This window comes from Pseudomonas sp. JZ134 (genome assembly GCF_051027695.1).
GTDB lineage: Bacteria > Pseudomonadota > Gammaproteobacteria > Pseudomonadales > Pseudomonadaceae > Chryseomonas > Chryseomonas luteola.
This window is the reverse complement of the sequence record NZ_CP069250.1, coordinates 1,079,044-1,096,767: the sequence shown is the minus strand read 5'-3', so window position 1 is coordinate 1,096,767 and position 17,724 is coordinate 1,079,044. Positions and strand designations below refer to the sequence as shown.

Genomic DNA, 17,724 nt, shown 5'->3' with positions numbered 1-17,724 from the left:
GCGATGAAACAAAACGCCGCGACCTGGCTATTAACCAGGCCGCGGCGATAGGCAAATCAGCGCACGGGAGGTGCGTACAGGATGCCGCCTTTGTTCCATTGAGCATTCAGGCCGCGCTTGATCTTGAGCGCACTACCCATGCCGACGTTACGCTCGAAGACCTCGCCATAGTTACCAACCTGCTTGACGATCTGAACCGCCCAATCTTTGGGCAGCTTCAGGTCGTTACCAAAGTTGCCTTCGGCACCCAGCATACGAGCCACATCAGGATTCTTGGCGTTCTTGGCCATGTCTTCCACGTTGGCAGAGGTAATACCCAGTTCCTCAGCGCCGATCATGGCAAATAGTGACCATTTTGCAATGGCAAACCATTCATCATCGCCCCGACGTACAGCAGGACCGAGAGGCTCCTTGGAGATCACTTCCGGCAGGACCACGTAATCGTCCGGGTTCGCCAGCTTGATGCGCTGGGCATAGAGTTGAGACTGGTCGGACGTCAGTACGTCACAACGTCCGGCTTCAAGGGACTTGGCGCTTTCGTCAGAACGATCATAAGTGATCGGGGTGTACTTCATGCCATTGGCACGGAAGTAGTCAGACACGTTCAGTTCGGTCGTGGTACCTGCCTGAATGCAGATCGTTGCACCATCGAGTTCTTTAGCGCTGGACACACCTAGCTTCTTATTGACCAAAAAACCAACGCCGTCGTAGTACGTTACGCCCGTGAAATTCATACCCATGCCAGCGTCCCGTGAACTGGTCCAGGTAGTATTACGGGAGAGAATATCGATTTCGCCAGACTGCAACGCCGTGAAACGCTCCTTGGCAGTCAATGGTGAATAGCGGACTTTCTCGGCGTCACCGAATACGGCAGCAGCCACTGCCCGGCATACATCAACATCAAGACCTGCATACTTGCCACCCGCCTCTGCATAGGAGAAGCCAGGCAGACCATCACTGATACCGCACTGCACGAAGCCCTTTTTCTTCACGGCATCCAAGGTCGCACCTGCATGGGCGAAGCCACTGACACCCAATACAGCCGCAGTGGTCAGAATCGCCAGGGTGGATTTCACCATTTTCATCGATAACCTCCAGTTGTTATAAAAGTCAGCATCCGGTCCCGCTTGCCCTCTAGGGCTTGTACGCAGCCATGAGAGCAACGTATACATCGCAAGAACCATCGAGGAATTGAGAGGTTCAACCCCTTCGCTCTCGGCTCGCTGCTGGAAATATTTGTTTTTATTTGCTTGACCGAGTGGCCTTTAATACACCAGACAACATGACAACGTTGTGTTACCTGTCGGTGCATCAAAAAGCACACATTGCAGATACAGCAAAAGGCGGACCACTTATAGCGACATGGCAGAATCGAAGCGGCTTAGTAAACTTCACTGAGACTGCAAAAGAATTTATATAAATGCGACATTCCCTTAACGCACCATTTGTTACCGCTGCCGATCAGAACGCACTCTTATGGAGCACACATGCCTGAAATAACTCCGCTGATCATCGAATCCCCTCAACCCGCAGACTCATGCGTGATCTGGCTACACGGCCTGGGCGCAGACCGTTACGATTTTCAGCCGGTGGCCGAAATAGTGCAGCGCGTGCTCACGACGACCCGTTTTGTACTGCCTCAGGCCCCTTCACGCCCAGTCAGTATCAATGGCGGCTGGGCCATGCCGTCTTGGTACGACATCCTGGCCATGTCACCTGCACGCGCCATTGATCATTCACAACTGGATGAGTCGGCCCGCTATGTCGATGAGTTGATCACGCAGCAGATGGACATGGGCATTGATGCCCGACGCATTGTGCTAGCAGGCTTTTCACAAGGCGGAGCAGTCGTGTTTCATACTGCTTTCGCCATTGCCCACAAACCTCTGGGTGGCGTACTGGCTCTTTCGACCTATGCACCCGGCTTCCAGGAAACGCTTGCCAGTGAGGCTCAGCGAGACATTCCGGTGCTATGCATTCATGGCACGCTCGATGATGTTGTACCACTGGGGTTGGGACGTGAAGCCTATGATTTTCTCGCCAAAGAGCAGGTGCCTGTTCAATGGCAGGACTACCCCATGGGCCATGAAGTAACACAGGAAGAAATCGCCCTGATCGCTCAGTGGTTACAGGACCGTTTGGCTTGAGAGGGACGGCTTAACGGCTGTTGTCGTTGAGCCTTTGTACCAGTTCATATACAAAACAAGATAACGCTCACAGTACTGAACAATGGATGAAGAACTTTCTTTACTTATCTCAGTCAAGAAGTGATCTCTATACGTCCGCTTTCTGTAGTTTTGGAGCGACCATGCCTTCTGGCGCCGTTTTCACTCTTGTAATGCCATGCTGATGATGGCTATTCCTCAGTGGCAGGAAAACCTTCAGCATATACGCCATCTACGGTTGTTCCGGGATGTTGATCTGTCGCACCTTGAAAAACTGGCCCGCACGCTGACCAAGCGTGTTCTGAATCCAGGCGAGATGCTTCTGTCGCCCAGCGAACATAATCACTACCTTTATATGATTGTCCAGGGCCGCTTCAGGGTTCATCTGGAGTCGCTGGATAATCAACCTGTATCCGTTCTGAGTGAGGGCGACTGTGCAGGTGAGGTCAGCTTTCTCGACAATCACAAGCCAACGGCGTACGTGATCGCCGATGAAGTCTGTGAAGTCATAGGCCTGCACCGCAAGGACCTGTTCCAACTGATGGAGCATTCTCCTAAAACCACTCAGAACCTGCTTGAAATCCTGTGTGAGCGTGTCCGCCAGAACAATCGAATCATTCTGGATACCGAGCGTAACGCGAATGTCGACACGCTTACCGGCCTGTTCAATCGCAGGCGCCTTGAACAACTCTATGAGCGCGAAAGTACCCGCTGCGCATTCAACCAGCAGCCGCTTTGCCTGTTGATGCTCGATGTGGATCATTTCAAACGCTATAACGATACGTATGGGCATCTGGCAGGCGACTACGCACTTTGCATGGTAGCCAATACCCTGCGCTCCCAGTTAAGGCCTAAGGACAGCATGTCGCGCTACGGTGGAGAAGAATTTGTCATTCTGCTTCCTGAGCTGGATAAGCCTGAAGCTCGAATGATTGGCGAGCGTTTGCGGGAAAGCCTTGCCAGTATCGCCGACTTTTACTCTCCTGCTGGCAAATTACCAGGCGTTACCATTTCAATCGGCTTGGCTGAAATGCATAAACAGGATACGCTCGAGACTCACATAGAGCGTGCAGATAAAGCGCTTTATGAAGCCAAGCGCAACGGAAGAAATTGCCTGTTTGGCTAAAACAGGCAACACTCCCCTCCCTCCTCTCGATCAAGCCTCATTTGCCAGGCCCGTAACTTGCTTTACACTCCTGGCTTAATTTCTATTCAAATTACGAGATAAACCGTGCTCAAGGCACTAAAAAAACTATTTGGCAAAGGAGATGCGCAAGCACCTCAGCCCACCCCTGAAAAGGTTGCGCCCCTTCAGCGCGACGAAACCCCGTCACAGCCTGAACAGGCACAACCCACGACTCAGGCGAAAGCCGAGCGTCAGCCCAGGCCACCGAAGAAAGAAAGCGGGAAACCTGCAGCGACCAGATCACCAAAGCCACGACGCGAGCGCAAGGCGCCTGTCAGCAACTGGACGCTTAATGACTTTGCAGTAGAGCCTCAGGAAGGCAAGGTCCGCTTCCACGACTTCAACCTTGCACCCAGCCTGATGCATGCCATCCATGACCTGGGTTTTCCTTATTGCACGCCCATCCAGGCACAAGTGCTGGGATTTACACTGAAAGGCCAAGATGCCATAGGTCGAGCTCAAACCGGGACGGGCAAGACAGCCGCATTTTTGATTTCGACCATTACCCAGCTGCTTACCACCCCGCCGCCTGAAGAGCGCTACATGGGTGAGCCACGTGCACTTATTATTGCGCCGACTCGAGAGCTGGTCGTACAGATTGCCAAGGATGCAGAAAATCTGACCAAGTACACGGGCCTCAATGTGATGACCTTCGTAGGCGGAATGGATTTCGACAAACAGCTCAAGCAACTGGAGTCGCGCTTCTGTGATATCCTTGTCGCAACACCAGGGCGTTTGCTGGACTTCAACCAGCGTGGCGAGGTTCATCTGGATATGGTGGAGGTCTTGGTTCTGGACGAGGCGGATCGCATGCTCGACATGGGCTTTATCCCCCAGGTCCGCCAGATTATTCGCCAGACTCCCCACAAGAACGAACGTCAGACCTTGCTGTTCTCGGCCACCTTTACCGAGGACGTCATGAACCTTGCCAAGCAGTGGACAGTCGATCCAGCCATTGTGGAAATCGAGCCTGAAAACGTAGCCAGCGAGACCGTTGACCAGCGCGTATACGCAGTGTCTTCAGATGACAAGTATCGTTTGCTATACAACCTCATCAGCCAGAACAACTGGGAACGCGTGATGGTTTTTGCCAACCGCAAGGATGAGGTACGTCGTATTGAGGAACGTCTGACTAAAGACGGCATCAGTGCAGCGCAGATGTCGGGCGATGTTCCACAGCATAAGCGGATCCGAACGCTAGAAGGCTTCCGCGAGGGCAAGATCCGTGTCCTGGTCGCTACAGATGTCGCGGGTCGTGGCATTCATATCGACGGCATTAGCCACGTTATCAATTTCACGCTACCGGAAGATCCAGATGACTATGTACACCGGATAGGACGTACAGGTCGTGCAGGTACCAGCGGAATATCAATCAGTTTTGCAGGCGAGGACGACGCATTTGCCCTACCGCCAATCGAGACATTGCTAGGCCGCAAAATCGCATGTGATATGCCTCCGGCAGAGCTACTTAAGCCAGTCCCACGCAAGCATTCCTGACGACTCGGGAGCGGAGTCGAACACTCTGCTCCCCTTTGCGCGCCTCAAAAGCCAAAAGGTGCCAGCGGTGCCAACAGGTTCAACAACCAGACCTTAACGATACTCCTGTGTGTTGGTTTAAAGCCCACACAACAGAACGAAGGGTCGCTGGTGCAATAGTAAACCTTGATCCTATCGCCTACTGCTACCTGCTCCGCCAAGGCTTTTAGACTGGAAGACGAATACCCCATCAGCGTATCCAGGAAATTCAGGCTGTAGCGCTGCTCTTGGACCTGATAGCTGAATGTCAGCCGGTAGAGTGGGGCCTTTTCCAGAGAAACGATATACCCGTCTGTCAACGCGCTGTCTGTCAGCTTCAGCCATTGCCACAACTGACAGAGGCTTATGACAAGTACCAGCCCAAGAACGGCTCCCATCGCACACAGCCAAACCATACCTGCCCTCCGGTTTTACGCTGTCAGAGCATGGGCCTACGTCCAGCGCTGGGCAGCGCTGACATCGCTGCTCTTGCCTTCAACCCAGCGTGGGCCTTGGGGAGTATCTTCCTTCTTCCAGAAAGGCGCCCTTGTTTTCAAATAGTCCATGATAAATGCACAGGCTTCGAACGCCGCCTGACGATGTGCGCTTGCCGTACCTACGAAAACGATAGGCTCACCAGGCTCCAGACGCCCTACCCGGTGGATGATATCCACCTTGAGTAGCGGCCAACGCGAGTTTGCCTCATGAGCGATCTTCGCCAGCGACTTTTCAGTCATGCCAGGAAAATGCTCCAGATAAAGACCAGATACATTCAGTCCGTCATTGAAATCGCGTACATAGCCTATGAAGGTTACGACAGCACCTACGCCTACATTGGCCGCATGCATTGCGCTGGTTTCGACGCCAGGATCGAACGCCTCGGCCTGCACTCGTATGGTCATGTCTAACCTCCCGTTACAGTCGGGAAGAAAGCCACTTGATCACCGTCAACCAACGGCTCATCCAACATGCATAGCTCTTCGTTACGTGCGCACATCAGGTTTCGCTCGCTTAACACATCCGCCCACACCCCACCTCTGGAGACCAGGTGAGCACGAAGATCGTTTAGTTGAGTAAATTCATCCTGCCATTGGATGCGCTCGTGCTCGCATTGCAATGCTTCACGGTAACGCGCGAAATAATGCACTTCGATCATGCGTCGTGCTCCACTTTGAAATGGCCGCTCTTGCCACCCTTTTTTTCCAGCAGACGAACCGCTTCGATACTCATACCCCGATCCACAGCCTTACACATGTCATAGATCGTCAAGGCCGCCACGCTGGCAGCAGTCAAGGCTTCCATTTCCACACCCGTCTGGCCTGACAATTTGCACGTTGCCTGAATATGAACGCTATCGGGCTCGCAGGCAGTGAGTTCAACTTTCACGCCTGTCAGCAGAAGCGGATGACACAAGGGGATCAATTCATGGGTTTTCTTGGCCGCCTGAATACCGGCTATACGCGCCACTGCAAAGACGTCACCTTTCGGGTGGCCGCCCTGCTGAATCATTTGTAGTGTTTCAGGGAGCATGCGCACTTGCGCTTCAGCAACAGCTTCACGAAACGTTACCTGCTTGTCGGTAACGTCCACCATGTTGGCGCGGCCCTGGGAATCAAGATGGGTCAGCATGTTTGGCCTTCCGTTATACAGAGGCCCTTGATTCTACTATGGACGAAGGGGATAAGCAGGAAACTGGCAATATCCTTTGCCGGTTTCCTGCCAGGAGGTCATTACATATGCGCTTCGGCGTACTCGGCCAGCACCGAGCGAGGCACGCCTTGCAACGAGATATGCACCCCGTGGGGAAAGCCCTTGAAACGCTCGCTCAGATACGTCAATCCTGAACTGGTTGCTGACAGATACGGCGTATCGATCTGCGCCAGGTTACCCAGACAGATGACTTTTGAGCCGGCACCGGCGCGGGTAATAATGGTTTTCATCTGATGCGGCGTAAGGTTCTGGCACTCATCAATGAGGATCAGACTCTGCTGAAAACTACGCCCACGAATGTAGTTCAAGGACTTGAACTGAAGCGGCACCTTACTCAGGATGTAGTCGACGCTGCTATGAGGACTTTCATCATCCATATGCAGCGCTTCCAAGTTGTCGGTAATGGCACCCAGCCATGGCTCCATCTTTTCCGCTTCGGTGCCGGGTAGGAAGCCAATATCCTCATCCAGACCCTGAACGCTACGCGTCGCGATGATTCGACGATAACGCTTGGTAACCATGGTTTGTTCAATGGCTGCGGCCAGGGCAAGAATGGTTTTCCCCGACCCGGCTGCCCCGGTCAGGTTTACCAGGTGAATGTCAGGATCCAACAGAGCGAACAACGCTAGGCCTTGGTAGATGTCTCGAGGTCGAAGGCCCCAGGCCTCTTGATGCAGCAGAGGCTCCTGATGCATATCGAGAATAATGAGTTCATCATCTCGAACAGCCTTGACCCAACCAACGAACCCCTGCTCGTCGATAATGAAGTCATTCAGGTGCATTGGCGGCAAACTATCGGACAGCTGTACCCGATGCCAGACGCGTCCTACATCCTGTCGTGAATCGACCTTGCTGACGCGATCCCAGAAAGAGCCTTCAAGGGTGTGATAGCCACGCGACAACAGTGCAATATCATCTACCAGCTGATCGGTATGGTAATCCTCAGCATCAATCCCGCACCCCCGCGCCTTTAAACGCATGTTGATGTCTTTGGTTACCAGTACTACGCGCTCACCGGGATGGTGAGTACACAATTCAACCAGCTGATTGATGATGCGATTATCGTTGTGATTATCAGGCAGCCAGGTAACAGGGGCCGCCCGCTTGTTCATCAGAATGGAGAGATACCCTTTCGTCTCCCCTTTGCCGCGCGGTATGGGCACACCTTTTTCGACATCCTGAGGAGAGGCCTCAGCAAGAACGGTATCAATCAGCCGAATCGCCTGACGGCACTCGGCAGCCACGCTATGTTTCCCGGTTTTTAACTTATCGAGCTCCTCCAACACCGTCATCGGAATAGCAACGTGATGTTCTTCGAAGTTCAGTAGTGCATTAGGATCGTGAATCAGTACGTTGGTGTCGAGCACATAGAGGGTGGGCTGGGTGGGGCGGGAGCGTCCATGATCATCCATACTCGTTCACCTCATCGAGAATCCCAACGGGACTCTTGTGGCCAGTCGACGGAGGCCGATACGGCGCTCCGCAGCGAAAGGTGCCACCACACCTCGGGGCTTCAGGACCAAGCCTGCAACTCAAGGGCAACCCCGTTCGTGCAGCGGACCTCTTGGTAATACCTTAATCTTTGAGCAGGCAAAACCCCTTTTTTTAAACTGGACACCATTTTTTTCTTATTGGCTAATACCGCTGGCAACGCTGCCGATCTGGTACTAAAGTTTTTGCCCGCTGTTTACAGAGCTTCCTACCTTCATATGCCATATAGCTTTTTCCAACTGGAGCTACGTTTTGTGCACGGCCTACAATGAGCCGTTAATCGAAAGGAGCTCCATACCATGCTGATGGTGATTTCACCCGCCAAAACCCTTGACTACGAAACACCGCCAGCCACTCGGCGCTATACACAGCCTGAATGCCTCGACGACGCTCAAGCGTTAATCAATCAGCTCGTTACGCTTTCGCCTGCCGATATCGCAAAACTCATGGGAGTTTCAGACAAAATCGCCGGCCTTAACGCTGCACGCTTTGCCAGCTGGTCTCCAGATTTTACGCCTGAAAATGCCAAACAGGCTCTACTGGCCTTCAAGGGTGACGTCTATACCGGCTTAGCGGCTGAGGGTTTCGACGACGCTGACTTTGACTTTGCCCAGACACACTTGCGCATGCTGTCTGGCCTTTATGGCATCTTGCGTCCTCTGGACCTTATGCAGCCCTACCGGCTGGAGATGGGAACCAAGTTGGTCAACTCACGCGGCAAGGACCTTTACGCCTTCTGGGACACGCACATCACACAGCGATTAAATGATGCGTTGGAAAATCAGGGCGACGATATTCTCATCAACCTGGCCTCGAACGAATATTTCGGCTCCGTCAAACGTGCACAGCTCAAGGGCCGCGTTATCGATATCGAGTTTCGGGATCTTAAAGGCGGTCAATACAAGATCATCAGCTTCTATGCAAAGAAAGCCCGCGGACTCATGACGCGTTACATTATAAAAAATCGGTTACGAGACCTTGCCGATTTAAAGTCATTTGATGTTGAAGGGTATGTTTTTAGTGAACAATCTTCTACTCAGGAAAAATTGATCTTCCTGCGAGACAATATTGTTTAAATGAACAGATAATTTCTTCATATAAGCCTTCCCTATTAATCATGCTTAGTTTCGCCTGCCTGCTTTTGTTAAAGCAGATGAAAATTTTACAATGGAGATAGATCCAATGAGCGCACCCGACACCAGTTCTACACAAAGGCAACACCTACGCGTTCAGCTACCAGCCAGGATCCGGTATCAAGGCGCCCACCGTGAAGGCATGGAGCATCAATTGCTTGAGCTTTCCATAGGCGGATTTAGCTTTATCTCAAAATCGATTACCGCTCGTACTGGCGATAACCTCAAGGGCAAACTGCTTTTTTCAATCAACTCCCTCAGTCTTGCTATTGACGTAGCATTTGAAATCAAATCAGTTGACCGGGATACAGGTCGGGTAGGTTGCGCCTTTTCTAATCTCGCCCCCAGAGAACTTTCTGCGCTTCAATATCTGATTGAGGCTTATCGCTTTAATGATGACGTTACCGTCAGTCATATGATCGACTCGGCATTTGCCCAGAAACGGCTAAGTAGAGGAGCCGCCGGGCTTATAAAAGAAAGCGGAACAGTACCACTCATCGAAGGGCGGTTTGAATTCGATGAGTATCGCCTTGTTCTGCCAGGCTCGTCAGTCGACTTTTATCTGTTCGATGAGCAACAGCCAAGGTCAGGGATCATTACCTCCTTAACGCTTGAGGCAGCTGGCGCCACCTACGTAGTCATTGCGACCATTGAGCCTGGAACACAAATTCCCGCGGCCTATACAGGCACCCCTGTAAAGATCTTCGCTGCCTCTCACGCCTAGCCGTACCTCCTCTCTTGCAGCTCTAAACAAGGGCTGCTTTTCTTCTTCGTGGCTTGACCCAGATCACAAAAAGAAAAGAAGCCACTTTTTGGGGTGAACGATTCACAGAAAAGAAGTCTCAGAGGAACTAGCGTTACTACAGTTGATTCCTGCCCTGGCATTTTGGAGTGCTTAGGCTTTAATGAACTTTTTTAAGAGAACCATGTCAATGAAGACCTTGATGGCACAAAGGAATCACTCGAGCCATCTTCCTAAATTATCATTCTAATCAGCGGTACCGATCATCATTTGGGTAAAGCAATTCAATGCTTATTAGCCTGGGGATGATGTACTGCCTATAAGCTGTAATTAATTTGTAACCAAAAAAGCTAACTAATTAGCCTGGCTTTTATTTTTTATTTCATAACCCTGCTCAAGCAGGAACTAGAAGCACGGACGCTTCGTCCCGCCCGAAGGGACTGCGACCTACAACTCAGCAAGCGCTGAAGGAGAATGCCATGATTCCAGTGATTCTTTCCGGGGGAAGCGGTTCACGACTCTGGCCGCTATCTCGAAAAATGTATCCAAAGCAGTTCCTGGCTTTGGCAAGCGAAAAGACCCTGTTCCAAGAAACCATATCAAGACTGGCCTGCGAAGAACGCATGCAGCAGCCCTTGATTGTTTGCAATATCGAGCACCGCTATATTGTTGAGGAGCAGCTCAAGGCTGTTAAGTGCCAGCCTCAGTCCTTGATCATGGAACCGTTTGGTCGCAATACGGCTCCTGCCGTAGCGATTGCTGCCATGAAGCTGCTGGCCGATGGCAAAGATGAACTGATGCTGGTTCTGCCAGCAGACCATGTCATCGAAGATATCGATGCGTTTAAAGCATCCTTGAATTCGGCCACCGAAGCCGCTGAAAAAGGCGAAATGGTGCTGTTCGGCATTCCTGCACTGCGCCCGGAAACCGGCTACGGCTATATCAAGGCAACCCACTCAGCTAACCTACCTGAAGGGGTCAATCGCGTCGAGCGCTTCGTAGAGAAGCCAGACGCCATTCGCGCGACCCAATACGTAGAATCTGGGGATTACTACTGGAACAGCGGTATGTTCATCTTCCGCGCCAGCCGCTTCCTGGAAGAGCTGAAGCTGCACGATCCTGATATTTACGATACCTGCCTGCTTGCGCTTGAGCGCAGCCAGGTTGATGGCGATCACATCATTATCGACCGCAACTCGTTTGCCGTCTGCCCGGACAACTCCATTGACTATGCTGTCATGGAAAAGACCACTCGCGCTTGTGTAGTTCCAATGTCTGCCGGTTGGAACGATGTGGGCTCCTGGTCAGCCATCTGGGATGTGCATGACAAGGATAGCGATGGCAACGTTACCAAAGGTGACGTGGTTCTGCACGAAGCCCGTAACTGCCTCGTTCACAGCACCAACAAGCTGGTCTCCCTGATCGGTATCGAAGATGTCGTGGTTGTAGAGACTAAAGATGCGGTCATGATCGCACATAAGGATAAGGTCCAGGACGTCAAGAAGGTGGTCAACAAGCTCGAAGCGCAAGGTCGCCAAGAGGTCAAGAGCCATCTGGAAGTGTTCCGTCCTTGGGGTTCTTACGATTCCGTCGACATGGGTCAGCGCTTCCAGGTCAAGCGCATCACTGTCAAACCAGGCGCTCAGCTGTCTCTGCAGATGCACCACCACCGCGCCGAGCACTGGATCGTGGTCTCTGGCACAGCGCAGGTCACGTGCGATGACAAGACCTTCCTGCTGACCGAAAACCAGTCCACTTACTTGCCGATGACGTCTGTACATCGCTTGGCCAATCCTGGCAAGGTACCGCTGGAAATCATCGAAGTACAATCAGGTGGCTACCTGGGCGAAGACGATATCGTTCGCTACGAAGACGTTTACGGTCGCGTCGACGCGCCACAGACCAAGAGCACTAACGTTGTAGCGCGTTAATCGCTCTGAGCTGAGCCAAGAGAAAAAATAAAAACAAGAGTCCTCTTGTCTCCAGATTCAACAACACCGGCCAAGCGCCGGTGTTGTGCTTTCTAGGCCGAAGTGATCTCAATCGCTAAAGCAGGTACCCTGGATCCTTTCAGCTCTTGCAACCTTATCAGGACGTTATTTTCCATGACGCCATCCACGCTCCTTCCTCACCTTGTCTCCCATTCTGATCTGGATGCTGTATGCGAACAGTACGATGGATTTATTCTCGACCTATGGGGGGTACTGATCGACGGCTACGACGCCTTTCCCGGTGCGCAGAACTGGCTGGCACGGCGTGCAACCGAAGGCAAACCTGTCTGGTTCCTGAGCAACGCATCCCGTGATGCCGCCTCCATGACGGATCACCTGGTTGAACTGGGTATCGCTCGAGAGCAATTTGCCGGTATAACGACCTCAGGGCAGCTGGCCATCGACGCCATTAGCCAGGAGCCAGCGCTGGCACAGGGCGGTATCTATCTGACCGGACCTGGCGAAGGTCAGACTGGCTGGCCCGAGCACATACGCAGCCGATTCGTAACCGACATCCAACAGGCATCCCTCATCCTAGGTGTAGGGAGCTTCCCTCAGGATGAGCTGGCGCTTCGTCAGGCCCCACTCAAGGACTTCACGCATTTACCGTTTCTCTGCGCCAACCCTGATCGCACAGTAGTCTCTGGCGGCCTACCCTACTATGCCGCCGGCAAGCTGGCCGACTACTTCGCTTCGCTGGGCGGAAGTGTGCGCTGGTACGGAAAGCCTGATCCCTATGCGTTTCTTTGTGCTCAACGAGAACTGGCAACTTTGGGCGCCACCAAGCTGCTGTTTGTGGGTGACTCATTGGTCACCGACGTACCGGGTGCAGTTTCAGCCAACATTGATTGCTTATGGCTGGCGTCAACTGGAATCCACCGCGAGGCATTGGGCGCGGAGTTCAATGAGCAACCGGAGCAAGAGCAACTTGAGCGCTTCCTGATGGATTATTCGATACGCCCTCAATATGTTGCTGCTGGTCTAGTCTAAAGAAACCAAACCCTAATGGAGATCCGTTGCCCGTGAGAAAGAATGTCGTTATCTATAATCGTCTTCCCGCTCCACTGGTTCAACAGCTGAGCGAAGCCTTTAATGTTACCGTCATTGATACTCAGGGCAATGTCGATGAGCAGTTCCAGCATGCCCTCCTTCACGCACACGGCCTGATTGGTGCCAGCAAGACACTAGGCCGCCATGAGTTGCAACATGCAGAAAACCTGGAAGTAATTTCCAGCGTTTCGGTTGGATATGACAGCTATGACGTGCCCTACCTGTCCGAGCAGGGCATTCTACTGACCAACACCCCCGATGTACTGACCCAGACCACAGCAGACCTTGGATTTGCTCTGCTGATGAGTACCGCTCGCCGCCTGCCTGAGCTGGATGCCTACACCAAGGCAGGGCAATGGACAAAAGGCATAACGGAAGAGCATTTCGGTACAGACGTTTATGGAAAGACGCTGGGAATCGTAGGTATGGGTCGCATAGGTGCAGCCATTGCAAAGCGCGGCCACTTCGGCTTCGACATGCGGATTCTTTATCATGCAGGCAGCCGCAAGCCCGAGCTGGAGAAAGAATTCAAGGCAGAGTATCGAGACCTTGAAGCTCTGCTTCAGGAATCCGATTTTATTTGCCTGGTAGTCCCTCTGACAGACTCCACTCGCCAGATGATCGGCGCACGTGAACTAAGGCTCATGAAGCCCAGCGGTATTCTGATCAATATTGCACGCGGGCCAGTGGTTGATGAAGCGGCTCTAATCGAGGCGCTTTCCAACCAGCACATTCGCGGCGCAGGCCTGGATGTTTTTGAGCAGGAACCGCTTTCATCATCGCCCCTGTTTTCGCTGAAGAATGTCGTCACCTTACCGCATATCGGCTCAGCGACTCACGAGACACGGTATGCCATGGCAGAGCGCGCCGTCTCCAATCTGACAGCCGCCTTAAGCGGCAATCGACCACAGGATTTGGTTAATCCTGAAGTATGGAAGGGTTAAATCAAGCCAATCTGAAACCAGCGCTTAACAGCAGACTCTTTAGATAAGCCATGCTGTCGTAATTAAGTGATATCTATTTGAGCAACCTGAGCGACTTCAGTACGGGGACGCTTTCGGTCTGTGGCACAATTACCCGTTTGTGCTTCGTGTTACAGGCTTCATATGCGTCTACGTTTCGACCATCTGCACTGGCAAGACTGGAAAGGCTCCTTTACTGAGCGCAACTATGAGCGTGGCCGGCGCTATGCTCAAGAAGGTTACGCCACGGTCCGGTCAGCCGCCGATGGGCTGGTCTATGCCATATGCAGCAGTCCTTCAGGATTGGATTACCGCCAATCCATCACGCTCAAGCCTGGTCCAAGAGGTTGGTTTGTTGATGGCCGATGCACATGTGGGGCTGGCAGAAACTGCAAGCATACTGCTGCCGTGCTGTTCGAGCTGGAGCGCCTTCAGCGGGCCGGCAGCCCTCCTCCACGCCGCGAAGCAGCCGAGACAGCCATCAATCTGGTCAAGCCGCCCAAGCCATTGTTGGTATTGGGCAGCCACACACAGGTTGACTATGATCGGCAAACCGCACGCATGCGCCCCGTCACCCGCCACAGGGCTGCCCTGGCGTTTCTTTACGACGGCAAAAAAGTGTTCGGCAAGCCTGTACCGGGTCGTAGTAGCGCGGCAACGCTGCCAACACGCCACAGTGAAGCTGAGCAGCGCCTGCGACAAGTCTTACAGGATACAGGCCTCCGAGTAGCGACACGGCGAAGCGCAGCCTTGCCCGAAGATGCGGGCGAGATGTTTGAAATGCCTGATGACTCCAGTTGGCTGCGCTTTATCGAAGTCACACTTCCGCAGTTGCGTGAAGCGGGCTGGCAGATAGATATGCGCCCAGAATTCGCCTTTGAGCTGACCGAGGTGGAGAATTGGTACGGCGAAATTGAGGAGGCGCCTGATCATGAATGGTTTGATCTGGAGCTCGGCATCGTCGTACAAGGGCGGCGCGTCAGTCTGCTGCCTATCCTGATCGATCTTATCCGGCGGGATCCCCAATTATTCGAACCGGGAGCACTGGCCAGACGCTCTGACGATGAGCGCCTGCTGCTCCGCGTGGAAAGCCCTGCTGCACGCAAGCAAGGACGCCCCGCACGTATAGCCCTGTCTCTCGGTAGACTAAAGCCCTTGCTTGCCGCACTCATGGAACTGCATGGGCATTCGTTACCTGCTAATACCAAGCAGATACGCCTGTCTCATCTGGACGCCGCACGGCTGGCTGAACTTGAAGAAAATATCCCAATGACATGGCAGGGTGGTGAGCAGCTCAGAAACTTCGCCCATCGACTACGCCATTACTCAGCTTCGCCCCTGCACGTTCCGGAAAGCCTGCGTGCCGAGTTAAGACCGTATCAGCGTGATGGCCTGGCTTGGTTGCAGGCACTTCGCGAGCTGGATGTGGGGGGGATCCTGGCCGATGACATGGGTCTTGGTAAGACCTTGCAAACCCTGGCTCATATCCTGGTCGAGAAAACGGCTGGCCGGTTGACCAGCCCTGCCATGATCGTCATGCCTACCAGCCTGATACCTAACTGGCAGGACGAAGCAGCCAAGTTCACACCCGAGCTGAAAGTACTGGCCCTCCACGGTACTCAACGGCGTAACCTGTTCGAGCGGATACCTGAGCACGATATCATCCTGACTACCTACGCCCTGCTACCGCGCGATGCCGAGCAGTTGGCCAGCTTCTCCTTTCATCTTCTGGTATTGGATGAAGCACAATCCATTAAGAATGCGGCAACCAAAGCGGCACAAGCGGCGCGGGGACTCAATACGCGACACCGTCTATGCCTGACGGGCACCCCGCTGGAAAATCATCTGGGTGAGCTTTGGTCTCAGTTCCACTTCCTGATGCCAGGCTGGTTAGGCGATATAAAAGACTTCAAGCGCGACTACCGAACGCCGATCGAAAAAAATGGCGATACCCAACGCCTCGCCCAATTAAAGGGACGAGTAAAGCCTTTCATTCTGCGTCGTACCAAACAACGAGTAGCCAGCGAGCTGCCACCCAAGACGGAAATTGTCCAGTTGGTCGAGCTGACTCAGCCACAGCGCGATCTTTATGAAACGGTACGTGTTGCACTTGATGAGAAGGTCCGTAGCGAAATCTCCAAGAAAGGCTTGGCCAGAAGCCAAATTATCGTTCTTGATGCACTGCTGAAACTCCGCCAGGTCTGCTGCGATATCCGACTAGTCAACGGCAACGAAACATCCGCCAAGTCGTCTGGAAAGCTACTCGGCTTGCTGGAACTGCTCGAAGGCCTATTGGCCAATGGCAGTCGTGTCCTGCTGTTCTCGCAGTTCACTTCCATGCTGGCGCTGATCCAGCAGGCGCTGGATGAAAGACGGATCGACTATGTCACCCTTACCGGTGAAACCCAGGATCGCCGTACGCCTGTCGAACAGTTTCAGTCCGGTGAGGCCCCGGTTTTCCTGTTGAGCCTTAAAGCAGGCGGTACGGGACTCAACCTGACTGCGGCCGATACGGTGATTCACTTCGACCCCTGGTGGAACCCGGCGGCGGAGAGCCAGGCCACAGACCGTGCCTATCGCATAGGGCAAGATAAGCCGGTTTTTGTGTACAAGCTCATTGCAAGAGGCACCCTGGAAGAGAAAATCCAGCAATTGCAGCATGAGAAATCTCGCATTGCCGCAGGGATTCTTGAGGAGAACACAGCCGACTGGCGAATGTCGGAAGCGGATATCGAAGCGCTTTTCACCCCATTGGGTAAATAGACTTTCCTCCTTGGCCGTTCTGCTTGCCTGAGCAGAGCGGTGCATCACTCGAGAAGCGGTCTAAACTTGTCAAACATAATAAAGTCCATATCTCTTATGATCTGGATGGTGTTTGTCTGCGCTTACCCTGCTGTGGCATGGGGTTTGGGAGATTGCGATGGAGTTACCGCGCCAAGCCTGCCTGGATGCGCTCAACCGTGAGCCACCTGCTATATTTGAGGCAGCACTCTGGATAGCCGCCGAACATGACCTGACCTTTCAGCCTGAAATGGCTCAGCATCTTCTGACGGATCTCATTCCTTCTGTCGAGGCAGCTATTGATCATCAAGGCTCGTCCGCCGAGCGCGCGCAGCAGCTCGTACGCCGGATGATCGAGCTGGGTTTTCACGCCGATGACTGGCCGCTGAAGCCTCAGGCAGCGTTGCTGCACAAGGTGCTGGCTCGTCGAAGGGGACAGCCACTTTCCTTATCACTGATCGCGATGGAGCTGGCCCGCAGACTGGACATTCCTCTGGTCGGCGTCAACTTTCCAGGCCATTTCCTGCTACGTGTCCCTGAGGCGGATCACCTGCTTGACCCTACCAGTGGAAGACGACTTTATTCCAAGGATTGCCGCGGACTGCTCGCCTATCAGTTTGGTCCACATGCCCAGCTGCAAGCGCAGCACCTACGCACTGCTCAGCCTCGCGAACTGCTCCAGAGACTGTCTCGAAATCTTCGTCAGTTGCATGAATTTGATAACCAACTATTGGCAGCCCTGAAAGATGCGCAGCGGGTATTGGAAGTAGGGCCGCCCAGCGTCTCGGATCATCTGGCTCGTGCAGAACTGTATAGCCGGCTGGACTGCCCTCAGGCCCAGCGTTATGACCTTGAGCATGCCCTATTGTTAAGCGATGACCCAGCCGAGCAACTGCACCTGAACCGTCGCCTGGCCGCACTGAGTGATAGTCGCCGCCGTCTTCATTGATAGATGTGGAAACATGCCTTAACAGTCAGAACCTTCTGTCTCCAGCCAA

At 53.2% G+C, this 17,724-nt stretch carries 16 protein-coding genes; 10 read left to right on the top strand and 6 right to left on the bottom strand.

The genetic code is table 11. The features are described from left to right. Window positions 1-56 precede the first annotated feature (56 nt). The gene (locus JQR86_RS04970) at window positions 57-1,085 is read right to left on the bottom strand and encodes an amino acid ABC transporter substrate-binding protein (protein WP_074824850.1); all 1,029 of its coding nucleotides are present in this window, start codon (window positions 1,083-1,085) and stop codon (window positions 57-59) included. 402 nt (window positions 1,086-1,487) lie between these two features. Here JQR86_RS04970 and JQR86_RS04965 point away from each other — a divergent pair, with 402 nt between their 5' ends. The 3 genes from JQR86_RS04965 to rhlB all read left to right on the top strand — a co-directional run bounded on the left by JQR86_RS04965 (window position 1,488) and on the right by rhlB (window position 4,848). Then, window positions 1,488-2,147: an alpha/beta hydrolase gene (locus JQR86_RS04965; protein WP_125887746.1), complete on the top strand. Its 660-nt coding sequence runs from the start codon at window positions 1,488-1,490 to the stop codon at window positions 2,145-2,147. 205 nt (window positions 2,148-2,352) lie between these two features. Further along, window positions 2,353-3,291, top strand: a complete 939-nt coding sequence (locus JQR86_RS04960; protein ID WP_037030444.1) for a GGDEF domain-containing protein — start codon at window positions 2,353-2,355, stop codon at window positions 3,289-3,291. Window positions 3,292-3,396: 105 nt separating this feature from the next. Beyond that, window positions 3,397-4,848, top strand: coding sequence for an ATP-dependent RNA helicase RhlB (gene rhlB / locus JQR86_RS04955; protein WP_010795358.1), 1,452 nt, complete (start codon window positions 3,397-3,399; stop codon window positions 4,846-4,848). A gap of 44 nt (window positions 4,849-4,892) precedes the next feature. Here the strand turns inward: rhlB and JQR86_RS04950 are convergent, their stop codons facing one another. The 5 genes from JQR86_RS04950 to JQR86_RS04930 all read right to left on the bottom strand — a co-directional run bounded on the left by JQR86_RS04950 (window position 4,893) and on the right by JQR86_RS04930 (window position 7,988). After that, complete coding sequence (locus JQR86_RS04950) at window positions 4,893-5,282, bottom strand: DUF3592 domain-containing protein (RefSeq protein ID WP_434154431.1); 390 nt, start codon at window positions 5,280-5,282, stop codon at window positions 4,893-4,895. Window positions 5,283-5,318: 36 nt separating this feature from the next. After that, window positions 5,319-5,768 carry a molybdopterin synthase catalytic subunit MoaE gene (moaE, locus tag JQR86_RS04945; protein WP_434154430.1) on the bottom strand — a complete coding sequence of 150 codons (450 nt, stop codon included), beginning with the start codon at window positions 5,766-5,768 and terminating at the stop codon, window positions 5,319-5,321. Window positions 5,769-5,770: 2 nt separating this feature from the next. Next, window positions 5,771-6,022 carry a MoaD/ThiS family protein gene (locus JQR86_RS04940; RefSeq protein ID WP_074824862.1) on the bottom strand — a complete coding sequence of 84 codons (252 nt, stop codon included), beginning with the start codon at window positions 6,020-6,022 and terminating at the stop codon, window positions 5,771-5,773. Next, window positions 6,019-6,495: a cyclic pyranopterin monophosphate synthase MoaC gene (moaC, locus tag JQR86_RS04935; RefSeq protein WP_010795362.1), complete on the bottom strand. Its 477-nt coding sequence runs from the start codon at window positions 6,493-6,495 to the stop codon at window positions 6,019-6,021. Before moaC ends, JQR86_RS04940 begins: the two co-directional genes overlap by 4 nt. Window positions 6,496-6,596: 101 nt before the next feature. Next, the gene (locus JQR86_RS04930; protein WP_434154428.1) at window positions 6,597-7,988 is read right to left on the bottom strand and encodes a PhoH family protein; all 1,392 of its coding nucleotides are present in this window, start codon (window positions 7,986-7,988) and stop codon (window positions 6,597-6,599) included. A gap of 378 nt (window positions 7,989-8,366) precedes the next feature. Between JQR86_RS04930 and yaaA the strand changes: the two genes are divergently transcribed. The 7 genes from yaaA to JQR86_RS04895 all read left to right on the top strand — a co-directional run bounded on the left by yaaA (window position 8,367) and on the right by JQR86_RS04895 (window position 17,675). Next, on the top strand, window positions 8,367-9,143 hold the full coding sequence (gene yaaA, locus JQR86_RS04925; RefSeq protein WP_434154427.1) for a peroxide stress protein YaaA: 777 nt from the start codon (window positions 8,367-8,369) through the stop codon (window positions 9,141-9,143). 91 nt (window positions 9,144-9,234) lie between these two features. After that, window positions 9,235-9,924: a PilZ domain-containing protein gene (locus tag JQR86_RS04920; protein WP_434154426.1), complete on the top strand. Its 690-nt coding sequence runs from the start codon at window positions 9,235-9,237 to the stop codon at window positions 9,922-9,924. 497 nt (window positions 9,925-10,421) lie between these two features. Continuing rightward, complete coding sequence (locus tag JQR86_RS04915; protein WP_434154425.1) at window positions 10,422-11,873, top strand: mannose-1-phosphate guanylyltransferase/mannose-6-phosphate isomerase; 1,452 nt, start codon at window positions 10,422-10,424, stop codon at window positions 11,871-11,873. Between the two features lie 174 nt (window positions 11,874-12,047). Next, a complete protein-coding gene (locus tag JQR86_RS04910; RefSeq protein ID WP_434154424.1) occupies window positions 12,048-12,923 on the top strand; it encodes a TIGR01459 family HAD-type hydrolase in 876 nt (291 codons plus the stop codon). A gap of 32 nt (window positions 12,924-12,955) precedes the next feature. After that, window positions 12,956-13,927: a 2-hydroxyacid dehydrogenase gene (locus JQR86_RS04905; RefSeq protein ID WP_286787437.1), complete on the top strand. Its 972-nt coding sequence runs from the start codon at window positions 12,956-12,958 to the stop codon at window positions 13,925-13,927. 162 nt (window positions 13,928-14,089) lie between these two features. Continuing rightward, window positions 14,090-16,708 (top strand): DEAD/DEAH box helicase, encoded by a 2,619-nt coding sequence (locus JQR86_RS04900; RefSeq protein ID WP_434154423.1) that lies wholly within the window; start codon window positions 14,090-14,092, stop codon window positions 16,706-16,708. A gap of 157 nt (window positions 16,709-16,865) precedes the next feature. Then, window positions 16,866-17,675, top strand: coding sequence for a SirB1 family protein (locus JQR86_RS04895; protein WP_434154841.1), 810 nt, complete (start codon window positions 16,866-16,868; stop codon window positions 17,673-17,675). Window positions 17,676-17,724: the final 49 nt, after the last annotated feature.